This window comes from Tateyamaria omphalii, from assembly GCF_014651375.1.
GTDB lineage: Bacteria > Pseudomonadota > Alphaproteobacteria > Rhodobacterales > Rhodobacteraceae > Tateyamaria > Tateyamaria omphalii.
On record NZ_BMWT01000012.1, the window covers coordinates 58,490 to 68,638 of the forward strand.

Consider the following 10,149-nt stretch of genomic DNA (forward strand, 5'->3'; position numbering starts at 1 on the left):
TTCCCGCCTACGCGGGTCACTCGCTTGGCTTCCTTTGGCTCTCAGCAGTCGGGCGTCACGCAACCAGTCGCTGATCTCCTGCCTCGTCCAGGCTTATTCCCGGGCGCGGCCCTCCCTTCCCCGTTTGTCTAGAAACGGGCGCTGTCAAAATACGCGCGGGTGTGCGCCGTATCCTGCATCTTCTCCGAGGTCAGATCCGGCTCTGCCGCCTCTGCCTGCTGCGCACCGGTCGCAACCGCCACCGCCGCAATCGGCGCCGTGGTCCCGGCCAGCTTCAGAAAGTCGCGGCGCGATGCACCGTCTTCTTTCTTGCTCATCGACAAGTCTCCTCTCGATGTTGTGGAGCAGTTGCCCGCCCCCTTGATGACGCCGATCACTCGGCGCCGCTCATCCGGAAGGCTTCCGCCTCCACAGACATGAAAATCCGACCCACAGTGCCGACTGGCGTGTAGAACACGGACGTCTTGGCCTCTTCGAGATCGGTAAAGAAGTGTTCGGCCCATGGGCCGATATGCTTGTTGAAGAACTGCCTTTGCTCCGTGATGTCGGCCGGCGTGCCAAAGCGGCCCACGATCATGGCCGCCATCATCTCCATCAGGCTGGCAATGCTGTCTTCGGGTTCGAACACGGTCTCGGATCGCTGCATGCCCTTGGCCAGCATGTCCTGCCGCAGCAGCGCCAGCGGCTTTTCGTTCAGAAACCCGGTCAGATAGTAGCTGGCAAAGGGCAGCAATTCGCCCCGGCCCAAACCAATGAACAGCTTGTTGAACTCGCTCTCCGCCGCCTTGGGTTTGGTCACACGCGCTAACTTGGACAGTGTGCCGATGGCCTGCCCTAGATCGGTGTCGTCGCCAGTCAGCCCAGCGGTCTGCGCGAGCAACATCTCATCCGGCGGTCCGGCGAGCAATGCGCCGAGGAAATTGTAAAGGTCCGCACGGGCGCGATCCATGTCGGCAATTTGAATGTCTTCGGCGGCTGTCACGGTCTTGTCTTCCATTATGCTGTGTCAAAAGCGAACCGCATCCGGCGCTGGGGCATCGCGGTTGGTTCGGGTTCCGGGTCTGGCAAAGGAACAGGTTCAGCTTCCGCAATCAGCGGAGCCTCTTCTTCCTCTACCTCAATCTGTTCGACCTCTTCGGCGGGCACCTCGTCCACGGCCTCCGCCTCGTCTTCCTCGTCATCAAGGAACGCGGTCACCATGCCTTTGCCGACCTGATAGACTGTCTGCATGTTCTCGATGACCATGGCGGCGTCGGTATAATCCTCGCCGTAGTCCACCAGCCCATCCAGATTGGCAAATATCGGGTTCAATCGCCACAAGCGGCGGAGGGCGCGGGTCTTCAACCGCTGCGGCAGCTCGGCCTGCAGGAAATCGCGGACCGCATCGGGGCTGTCCAAATCCTCGGGCTCCGGCAGGTTCAGCTCTGCCAACAATTCTTCATCCGGGCGCTCTTCCAGCTTGGCAACTTCGGCCTCGGCCACACGAGCCTCAAGCACCTGCTCTTCGGCCTCAACTCCGGCACGCCGCCGGGACCAGAAATCACGCCCGGTACTCAATGCACCCGCCTCCGCTGCCGTGCGGGCGACGCATAGATGTCCGCCGCCGTCGCAATACGTGGATCGCCAACGCCATCCTGCGTCAGGTCCGTGCGCTTCTTGTCACGCTTGCGTTTGATGAAGGCTTCGTCCTGATGGAAGTCGGTGACAAAGCCCTGCACCCACGCCATCAGACCGGCCGGCATCGGCACCTTCTCGACAATCTCTTCGCCGCTGTCGGTGTAATCCTGCGCCTCATAGGGCGACGCGGTGACAAGCACGACCTCAAGCGGCTGATCGCCGCTGCATTCGCGCATCACCACGTAAATCGCAGGCTCCGCTGCGGACAGGCTATGCAGATACGCCTCGGTCTCGGCCCCATGCAGTTCCAACGGCAGCGTGGCCGCATGGTACTCGACCGCCTCACCTTCGCGACGCAGCTCCTGCCAATCGGCAGATCCAGCGCCCGGCAAAACAGCAACGGCTTTCCAGCTGTAGGAGGCCCAACGGGTCACGCCAGGCAGTCGTCGCAAGACAACGCCCAGAGGCATGGTTTGGTATTGCTCGGGGTTTCGGATCACCCAATGTCCTCCCTTGCCATCATCAAACTGCCAAAAAATTCATCCGAGAAGCGTCTTGTGCGCGTTTTTGCGTATCCGATTGACGCAAAGGCAGTTTGGCCAGCCTGTCCGGGCTATGCCGCGCCAAAGGGACTAAATGTCTAATTCGAGCGTTTCGCTCGGGAATACGATGGTGTACCGAATCACGAATCACTTCACCGTTTTCCATGCCCTTCCGCATGGTCCGCTGGCTTGAAAACGGTTTGTGAAGCACCACGAATCAAGTCTAGGCTGGCGCCGGGACGCAAGCGGACAGGGGGCAAAAAACAGCCCTGCCGCAAGGGAGGAATACGTGGTCAAATCTTTGATAACATGCGATTGTTTGGGCACCCAGACCATCGACGCCAGGGGGTTATCCGACGCCACCGGACTGGACGTGCGACCACCCTGTTCTGCCCTCTGCACCACCCAGTTGGCCCAGGCCGAAGCCGCCCTGTCGGACCCGGAAGCCGTTTTTTGTTGCACCCAGGAAGCCCGCGTTTTCGAGGAGCTGGCAGAGGGCCTAGACCGCCCTGCCCCACCCGTTCTGGACCTGCGCGACCGTGCCGGGTGGAGTGACGATACCGTCCCGAAACTGCCCAAAATGTCCGCACTCATTGCAGATGCCATGCTGCCGTCCGAGCCGGAAAAGACGCTGGATGTGATCAGCGAAGGGCTATGTCTGATCCTCGGGCCTGCCGAGGTGGCTTTGGGTGCCGCGACACAGCTCAAGGACCATCTGGGCGTCACCGTGCTGATCGAAGACGGCAGCGATGTTCCCGATACCCGTGATTTCGACGTCGTCGTGGGCAAGCTGCGCCGCGCCTCGGGCGCTTTTGGCGGGTTCGACGTGGTGATTGACGCCCTGCAACAGGTGAACCCGGGCGGACGCGGGGCCTTCACCCTCGCTGACCCGCAGGACGGCGCACGGTCGCAATGTGACATCATCCTCGACCTGCGCGGCGACACACCCCTGTTCCCGGCGCATGAAAAGCGCGACGGCTACTTGCGGGCCGAGCCGGGCCATGCTCCTGGCGTGGCCGCAGCCATCCTCGCCGCCTCGCATCTGACCGGCACGTTCGAAAAGACGCTCTACGTCAAAACCACACCCCTGCTTTGCGCCCATTCGCGGGCCGAACAGACCGGGTGCACCAACTGCCTCGACCTCTGCCCGACCGGCGCCATCACGTCTGCGGGCGAGCACGTCGCCATCGACCCGATGATCTGCGCGGGCTGTGGGGCCTGTTCCGCTGCCTGCCCATCCGGCGCGATCATTTATGATGCACCCGCAGTCGATCTGACCATGCGGCGTGTTCAGACCATGGCCAAGGCGTTTCTCGACGCGGGCGGCACCTCCCCGCGCTTACTGGTCCATGACACCCACGGGGCCGAAATGGTGCGCCTTTCCGCCCGACACGGCCGCGGATTGCCCGCAGACGTGGTTCCGCTTGAGATGACGGCCATTGGCGCTTTTGGTCATGCGGAGGCGGTGGCAGCCTTGGCCGCTGGCTTCGCCTCTGTCACACTCCTGCCCGGTCCCAAGGCGGATATCCCTGCATTAGAGACACAAGTCGCCCTGACCAACGCCATCACTGGCGAGGGAAAGGCTGCACTGCTCGACACCCCCGATCCTGATGCGATGAGCGACGCACTTTACGGGGCCGAGGCCCCTGCCCCCGTCACCACGCCCGTGCGCCCCATGGGCACGCGGCGGCAGATCACCCGCCAAGCGGCAAAGGCTTTGCACCCCGACACTGACAGTATCGCGCTGCCGGATGGCGCGCCTTACGGGGCAGTTCTGGTCGATACGAATGCCTGCACCCTCTGCCTGTCCTGCGTGTCACTGTGCCCCTCTGGCGCGCTTGGCGACAACTCGGACAAGCCGCAGCTCAGGTTCCAGGAAGACGCCTGCCTGCAATGCGGCCTCTGCGCCAATATCTGTCCCGAGGATGCGATCACCTACGAACCCCGCCTCGACCTAACAGACGCGGCCCTGCGCCAGGAAGTGCTGAACGAGGAAGAACCCTTCCCCTGCATCGAATGCGGCGCGCTCTTTGGCTCCAAATCCGCCATCGACCGGATCACCGACAAGCTCAAGGATCACGCGATGTTCTCGGGCGACAAGCTGCGGATGATCCAGATGTGCGACAATTGCCGGGTCACGGCCCAATTTCATGCGGACGACAACCCGTTCCAAGGCGGCGAACGCCCCCGCGTGCGCACCACCGACGACTACCTGTCAAAGCGGCGCGATCACTGATGTTCGAGCGGTTTGCCCAGATCGGCGGGGTCCAGCACAGCCACATAGGCCAGGATCGCTTCCAGGTCATCGAGCGTCAGTTCGATGGGCGCGATGGGCGACGGGCGGTCGATGGGAAACGGGTCAGTCACGCCCTCAAGTTGGGTAAAGGCCGCGTGCGGTTTCAACGTGTAGAAACCCGCAAAACGCGACTGCCAATCCTCGAATGTACGCATCACGAAGAAGCTGGGGGTCGAGCCAATGCCAAAACTGTCCTTGCCCCGCTCGGTCGCGTGACAGCGCCCGCATTTGACCCACGACACCCCCTGCCCCGCGATGGCGTCGCCAGTCATCTCGACCTCGGCCACGACGCGTTCCTGGACCTGCGGCTCGGTGAACAACGCCTCCCCGTCCGGCGCAAAGCTCTGAACCGTGCGGCGGCCTACATCGGATGTCAGCCAGTCAGCAAAGCGCTGAGCGCCCTTGCCGTCGCCACGCAGATCCATGTGCCACGTTTGGCCCAAACCAGAAAACAACGCCCGGCCATCCGATCCCAGCACCAGATCAGCAACCGCAGGATCATCTGCAATTTCGACCCTAACTTGGGTTTTCAGCGAAAAACGCGGGGCGATGTGCTTGATCAACCCGCTCTCGACCAAGGCGGGCGGAGCATAGAACACCACCCGCTTGTCATCGGCCATTGCCAAACCCGGCAACAAGGCCAAGATCAGAACCAAGATGCGCATTACGGCAGCCTACGGCCCACCGGCGCGATCCGTCAACGTTAGGGAGGGGAAAGCCCCATGAGCGACGATTTCAACATGTCCATGCGCAAGTTCCTGAAGCAGGTCGGCGTGACCTCGCAACAGGCAATCGAAGAGGCCGTGCGCAATGCGGGCGGCAACGGCAAGACCTATGCGATTAAAGCGGTTGTCACCATCGAAGAGCTTGACATGACCCACGAGGTCACAGGCGAGATCAAGGGACAGGACTGACGCGTGAGCACGAGCAGAGAACAAGTACTCGAGGTCCTCAAGGGCCTTGATGCGCCGGGGGGTGACATCGTGTCATCCGGCGTCATGCGGGCATTGAATGTCGATGGTGGCGCCGTGCGCTTCGTGATGGAGATCAACCCGGCGCAGGCTGCCGCCTATGAAGGCGTGAAAGCCGCTGCCGAAGCCGCCGTGGGCGCGCTCGATGGCATCGAAAGCGTGGCTATTGTGTTGACGGGCCATACGGAGAAGGCACCGCCCCCGGATCTGAAACCACAGCGCCCTGCCGACCCGAAAGGGCCACAAAAGGTCCCCGGCATTGACCGCATTCTCGCGATTGCATCGGGTAAGGGGGGCGTCGGCAAGTCCACCGTCTCAGCCAACCTCGCTTGTGCACTAGCGCAACAGGGACGGCGCGTGGGTCTCCTGGATGCGGACGTCTATGGCCCCTCTCAGCCCCGAATGCTGGGCGTGTCTGGCCGCCCTGCCTCGCCTGATGGCAAGACAATCCTGCCGATGCGCAATCATGGAGTCACGATGATGTCCATCGGCCTGATGATGAACGAGGATCAGGCGGTTGTCTGGCGCGGGCCCATGCTGATGGGCGCGTTGCAACAGATGATGAGTCAGGTGCAATGGGGTGCGCTTGATGTGCTGCTGGTGGACCTGCCCCCAGGCACCGGTGACGTGCAGATGACATTGGCCCAAAAGTTTGTCGTGGATGGCGCGATTGTAGTCTCTACACCGCAGGATGTGGCCCTTTTGGACGCGCGCAAAGGTGTGGACATGTTCCAGCAGTTGCACGTGCCCATCGTCGGAATGATTGAAAATATGAGCACGCACATCTGCTCAAACTGCGGACACGAGGAACACGTGTTTGGGCACGGTGGGGTCAAGGCGGAAGCCGAGAAATTGGACGTGCCCCTGCTGGCCGAGGTGCCGCTGGATCTGCAGATCAGGTTGGCCGCAGATGGCGGCGCACCCGTTGCGGTTAGCCAACCTGACAGCCCACAAGCCAAGGCGTTTCAGGATGTGGCCGCGGGACTTGTCACAGCGGGGGCAGCATGAGCGACGCCGCCGAAGTCACCTTTCCCCCACTGATGTGGGGCGAAGAAGCGCCGGACGGCGCCTTTGACCATGCGGTTATGCGGGCGACGCTGGGCTGCGATGCCGGCCTCATCTCTTACAAATTGGGTGCAGCAGAGATGGAGGCCGCGTTGGTCTTTGCGCCCGAAGTGCCGCTGTCCAAGGCAATTGCGATGCTGCCGCTCTGCGGTGTGGGCTTTCAGAACGCACTTGGCGCATTGGCCCCACCCGAGGTGGCGGTGCACTTGGATTGGTGGGGCGGCATTCGCGTCAACGGCGCGCGCTGCGGTCGGTTCCGCGCCATGGCGTCGGGAGCCGAGCCCACAGCGGTGCCGGATTGGCTCGTCATCGGCTTCACCCTCCCCCTGATCCCGGCATCCGAGGACACTGGCCTGACCCCGGACGAAACGGCCCTGTTTGCCGAAGGCTGTGCCGAGGTATCGCCACCAACCCTGCTCGAATCGTGGTCCAGGCACACGCTGAACTGGCTGAACCGGTGGGAAGATGAAGGCTCTGCCTCCTTGCATTCCGAATGGCGCGGACTGGTTGAAGGCATCGGAGAAGAGATTGGAAACCAGTCTCTAACCGGCACATTTCTCGGTGTTGATGAAGAGTTCGGAATGCTTTTGCGGGACACGGAGACAACGCACCTGATCCCACTCACAACCGTGTTGGAGGACCCATCATGAAACTCGCACGCGCGATCCATTTCGACGAAAGCGACATGAACGTGTTCGCCTCCCCTGCCCGCACGGGTGAATGGTGCATCTCGGGTGGCTTCGAGTTCTCCAACTGGGGCGAGAGTGACCTGACCGGCAAGGCGCGCCAGGCCTTTGCCAACGGATGGTTTGGGCTGGAAACCGGCGGGCGCGTGACCTTTGTCGCCGTGACCCAACTGGAACAGGCCGAATTGGAAACGCTAACCGGCTTGCTTGCCCAGCATTTCGTGACATATTACGGCGCCCCATCCGTTGAAGCGGCGCACCCCGTCGCGGCTGAGGAACTGGCCCAAATGATCGATCTCTGCGAGGATCACGACCCCAACACGCTGCTGACGGTTGCGCGCGAGCTGACCGAAGCCGGCGTCCGCGAGGCGTTTAGGACGATCCAGCCACAGGATGCCGGGCTGGATCAGTTTGCGATCCACGGGGATACCGATCACGGTCACTAGTTTTTGGTTCGAATTGGCTTGGCCAATCCGACCGAAGCGAGAGGGGTTTTACCCCTCTCGCGCTCTCCCCATGGTATTTGGGGTCAGAAGAAGCACAAGGACCTTGCCAGAGCCTATTTTGCGTTGAATACAAACAAGGTTTCGCCGTCGATCGTGTAGCCGTCGATCAGGACTTGCGCGCGTTCTGATGTCAGCCACTCTTCCAGCTTCGCCGTGAGATCGGTTTTGACATGATCATGCCGCGCGGGATTGACTGGCAGGTAAGCGTATTGATTGAACAGCACAGGATCGCCCGCAAACAGCAGCGCCAGATCACCTTTGTTCCCGAAATTCAACCAACTTGCGCGGTCTGAAAGTATGTAAGCGTTCAAGCCCGATGCCGTGTTCAAGGCTGCTCCCATCCCGGCTCCGACAGCATTGTACCACGCATCAAATGTATCAGCGTCCAATCCCGCATCTGTCCACAGGCTCAGCTCTTTTTTGTGGGTGCCGCTGTCATCTCCACGACTTACGAAAGCAGCACTTGCGGACCAGATATTGTTCAGCGCATCAGCCGCAGTCTCAGCCTCGGCAATTACGGCCGGATCATCCGCGGGCCCAATGAAGACGAAATCGTTATACATTATTTCACGCCGATGTGTGCCATAGCCACCATCCACAAAAGCGTCTTCCGCCGTACGGGAATGGACAAGGATTGCATCCACATCGCCCGCCTCACCCAGCTTGATCGCCTGCCCCGTGCCCACCACAAGCAGCTGCACCTCTAGATCGAGATCCTTGGCAATCTCTGGCAGCAATACGTCGGCCAGCCCTGAATTGTGAAACGATGTTGTCACCGCCATCCGCATCTGATCGGCCGCATGTGCCAGCCCGGCAGTAAAGATCGTCAAAAACGTCAGTATCAGGGTCTTTTTCATTCCACGATGTCTCCATTCAAAAAGGCCCGTGCTTCGGGCGTTTGCGGCGCATCAAAAAACCCCTGTGCAGGGCCGGTTTCGTGAACTTTACCGCCTAGGATGAAAATTACCTGATCCGCGATCCGCCTGGCTTGACCCATGTCATGTGTCGACAAAATAAGTCGCGTTCCGTCGGCTTTGGCTTGCAGCAGGATTGCTTCGATCTCGCGCATGGCGCGCCCGTCCAGCGAGGCCGTCGGCTCATCCAGAAATACCAGTGCCGGATCGGTGATCAGGGCACGTGCCAGGGCCAGCTTCTGCTGTTCACCACCAGACAGAACCATGGCACGGCGGGTCAGGTGTGCGCCCAGGCCAACCCGTTCGGCCCATCTTTGGGCGGCAGCCTTGGCCGTCTTTCGATCCACATTGCGCAAACGCAAAGGGTAGGTCAGATTCTCCTCGACTGTGCGTCGCAAAACGACCGGCTGCTGAAAGACAAAGGCCTGATGATGACGGGCGGATTCAGTATCGCAGGCCCATCGGACACTGCCGCCTGTCAGGCGCGCCGTCCCATGCATGAGCCGCAAAAGCGTGGTCTTTCCCGCCCCGTTTGGCCCCAAAACAACACACAGCCCCTGCCCGTCCAGTGTCAGATCGACGGGCCCAACCAGCCGCTTGCCACGGCGTGACGTTTCAGCGCCCTTGAGCGTCACGGGAAAGAGTTCCGTCACCATCGGCTGTCCCGCTCTGTCTGGCCAATCCAGTGGATCGCAAGGTTCACGCCCAAGGCCAAGGCGATAAGGACAAACCCGAGTGCAAGCGCCAAGGCGAATTCCCCCTTACCCGTCTCAAGCGCGATGGCCGTCGTCAGAACGCGTGTGGCATTGTCGATATTGCCGCCAACGATCATGATGGCGCCCACCTCTCCGATCCCACGCCCGAACCCGGCCAGCGCGGCCGTCAGCAGCGCCCTGCGCGCATCCCAGATCAGTGTCCGCATCTTCTGCATCTGAGTGACGTTCATGGAGATCAGGAGGTCGTGGTATTCAGCCCACAGTTCGCGCAAGGACTGATGCGCAATGGAGGCGATCAGCGGAACGATTATGATCACCTGCGCCACGATCATCGCCGTTGGTGTAAACAACAGGCCGAGGGCTCCGAAGGGACCGGACCGGGATAAGAAGATGTAAACGATCAGCCCCACAACGACCGGCGGCAGACCCATCAGCGCGTTCAGGAGGGCGATGGTGGCGCGGCGCCAGCGGAAGCGGCGGACAGCCAGAAGTGCGGCAAGGGGTAAAGCGATGACGCAGGCAATGACCAATGCTGTGAGGGTGACGCGGAGCGAGCGCAGAGCAATTTCCGCCAGCTCTGCGTCAAATGTGACGACCAGCCAAATGGCGTGGCGCAGACCCTCCCATAGATCGACGATGGCCGATCCTCCCGTTACGTGTTTTCCCGAAATTGGACGGTTTTGCGGGGGGATACCAGCCCTGTTGTGACATGCGGCCAGCTTGTCTTGACCATGGCATGCGGACGCAAGGCAGGCGGTCAGATTGTCCATCACCAAAAAAAATTGCCCATGGGCAATTTCCGCGGGCGGGGTCAGAATTGCCCGTGGGCAATTTTC

13 protein-coding genes are annotated in these 10,149 nt (G+C 61.2%); 5 read left to right on the plus strand and 8 right to left on the minus strand.

All coding sequences use genetic code 11. The annotated features are described in order from the left end of the window. Window positions 1-128 precede the first annotated feature (128 nt). From IE087_RS22860 to IE087_RS22875, 4 genes are read right to left on the minus strand one after another with little or no spacing between them, the layout of a single operon-like run. A complete protein-coding gene (locus tag IE087_RS22860; protein ID WP_189371898.1) occupies window positions 129-317 on the minus strand; it encodes a twin-arginine translocation signal domain-containing protein in 189 nt (62 codons plus the stop codon). A gap of 56 nt (window positions 318-373) precedes the next feature. Further along, a complete protein-coding gene (locus tag IE087_RS22865) occupies window positions 374-997 on the minus strand; it encodes a TorD/DmsD family molecular chaperone (RefSeq protein WP_189371899.1) in 624 nt (207 codons plus the stop codon). Beyond that, a complete protein-coding gene (locus IE087_RS22870) occupies window positions 997-1,557 on the minus strand; it encodes a DUF3306 domain-containing protein (RefSeq protein ID WP_189371900.1) in 561 nt (186 codons plus the stop codon). Before IE087_RS22870 ends, IE087_RS22865 begins: the two co-directional genes overlap by 1 nt. Continuing rightward, window positions 1,554-2,087, minus strand: coding sequence for a DUF3305 domain-containing protein (locus IE087_RS22875; protein WP_189371912.1), 534 nt, complete (start codon window positions 2,085-2,087; stop codon window positions 1,554-1,556). Before IE087_RS22875 ends, IE087_RS22870 begins: the two co-directional genes overlap by 4 nt. A gap of 361 nt (window positions 2,088-2,448) precedes the next feature. Here IE087_RS22875 and IE087_RS22880 point away from each other — a divergent pair, with 361 nt between their 5' ends. After that, the gene (locus tag IE087_RS22880) at window positions 2,449-4,395 is read left to right on the plus strand and encodes a 4Fe-4S binding protein (RefSeq protein ID WP_189371901.1); all 1,947 of its coding nucleotides are present in this window, start codon (window positions 2,449-2,451) and stop codon (window positions 4,393-4,395) included. Here the strand turns inward: IE087_RS22880 and IE087_RS22885 are convergent. After that, window positions 4,389-5,120, minus strand: a complete 732-nt coding sequence (locus tag IE087_RS22885; RefSeq protein ID WP_189371902.1) for a hypothetical protein — start codon at window positions 5,118-5,120, stop codon at window positions 4,389-4,391. The two genes, IE087_RS22880 and IE087_RS22885, sit on opposite strands and share 7 nt — an antisense overlap. 57 nt (window positions 5,121-5,177) lie before the next feature. Here IE087_RS22885 and IE087_RS22890 point away from each other — a divergent pair, with 57 nt between their 5' ends. The 4 genes from IE087_RS22890 to IE087_RS22905 are packed head-to-tail and all read left to right on the plus strand — an operon-like array spanning window position 5,178 to window position 7,623. Continuing rightward, window positions 5,178-5,369 carry a DUF6494 family protein gene (locus tag IE087_RS22890; RefSeq protein WP_189371903.1) on the plus strand — a complete coding sequence of 64 codons (192 nt, stop codon included), beginning with the start codon at window positions 5,178-5,180 and terminating at the stop codon, window positions 5,367-5,369. Window positions 5,370-5,372: 3 nt separating this feature from the next. Further along, window positions 5,373-6,434, plus strand: a complete 1,062-nt coding sequence (locus tag IE087_RS22895) for an Mrp/NBP35 family ATP-binding protein (RefSeq protein WP_189371904.1) — start codon at window positions 5,373-5,375, stop codon at window positions 6,432-6,434. Next, window positions 6,431-7,141: a biotin/lipoate--protein ligase family protein gene (locus tag IE087_RS22900; RefSeq protein WP_189371905.1), complete on the plus strand. Its 711-nt coding sequence runs from the start codon at window positions 6,431-6,433 to the stop codon at window positions 7,139-7,141. Before IE087_RS22895 ends, IE087_RS22900 begins: the two co-directional genes overlap by 4 nt. Next, window positions 7,138-7,623 (plus strand): DUF6505 family protein, encoded by a 486-nt coding sequence (locus IE087_RS22905; protein WP_189371906.1) that lies wholly within the window; start codon window positions 7,138-7,140, stop codon window positions 7,621-7,623. Before IE087_RS22900 ends, IE087_RS22905 begins: the two co-directional genes overlap by 4 nt. Before the next feature lie 113 nt (window positions 7,624-7,736). On the opposite strand, the gene IE087_RS22910 is transcribed toward IE087_RS22905, so the two are convergent. Genes IE087_RS22910 through IE087_RS22920 form a run of 3 tightly spaced genes read right to left on the minus strand, consistent with a single transcriptional unit; the run spans window position 7,737 to window position 9,951 of the window. Further along, a complete protein-coding gene (locus IE087_RS22910; protein ID WP_189371907.1) occupies window positions 7,737-8,540 on the minus strand; it encodes an ABC transporter substrate-binding protein in 804 nt (267 codons plus the stop codon). Next, a complete protein-coding gene (locus IE087_RS22915) occupies window positions 8,537-9,253 on the minus strand; it encodes an ATP-binding cassette domain-containing protein (RefSeq protein WP_189371908.1) in 717 nt (238 codons plus the stop codon). The genes IE087_RS22910 and IE087_RS22915 overlap by 4 nt, the downstream gene beginning before the upstream one ends. Then, a complete protein-coding gene (locus IE087_RS22920) occupies window positions 9,247-9,951 on the minus strand; it encodes an ABC transporter permease (RefSeq protein ID WP_189371913.1) in 705 nt (234 codons plus the stop codon). The genes IE087_RS22915 and IE087_RS22920 overlap by 7 nt, the downstream gene beginning before the upstream one ends. Between the last annotated feature and the right edge of the window lie 198 nt (window positions 9,952-10,149).

Coding starts and splice junctions, on each gene's coding strand:
- IE087_RS22875 (WP_189371912.1), bottom strand. CDS start 2,087: ATGCCTCTGGGCGTTGTCTTGCGACGACTGCCTGGCGTGACCCGTTGG.
- IE087_RS22885 (WP_189371902.1), bottom strand. CDS start 5,120: ATGCGCATCTTGGTTCTGATCTTGGCCTTGTTGCCGGGTTTGGCAATG.
- IE087_RS22865 (WP_189371899.1), bottom strand. CDS start 997: ATGGAAGACAAGACCGTGACAGCCGCCGAAGACATTCAAATTGCCGAC.
- IE087_RS22900 (WP_189371905.1), top strand. CDS start 6,431: ATGAGCGACGCCGCCGAAGTCACCTTTCCCCCACTGATGTGGGGCGAA.
- IE087_RS22860 (WP_189371898.1), bottom strand. CDS start 317: ATGAGCAAGAAAGAAGACGGTGCATCGCGCCGCGACTTTCTGAAGCTG.
- IE087_RS22890 (WP_189371903.1), top strand. CDS start 5,178: ATGAGCGACGATTTCAACATGTCCATGCGCAAGTTCCTGAAGCAGGTC.
- IE087_RS22910 (WP_189371907.1), bottom strand. CDS start 8,540: ATGAAAAAGACCCTGATACTGACGTTTTTGACGATCTTTACTGCCGGG.
- IE087_RS22915 (WP_189371908.1), bottom strand. CDS start 9,253: ATGGTGACGGAACTCTTTCCCGTGACGCTCAAGGGCGCTGAAACGTCA.
- IE087_RS22905 (WP_189371906.1), top strand. CDS start 7,138: ATGAAACTCGCACGCGCGATCCATTTCGACGAAAGCGACATGAACGTG.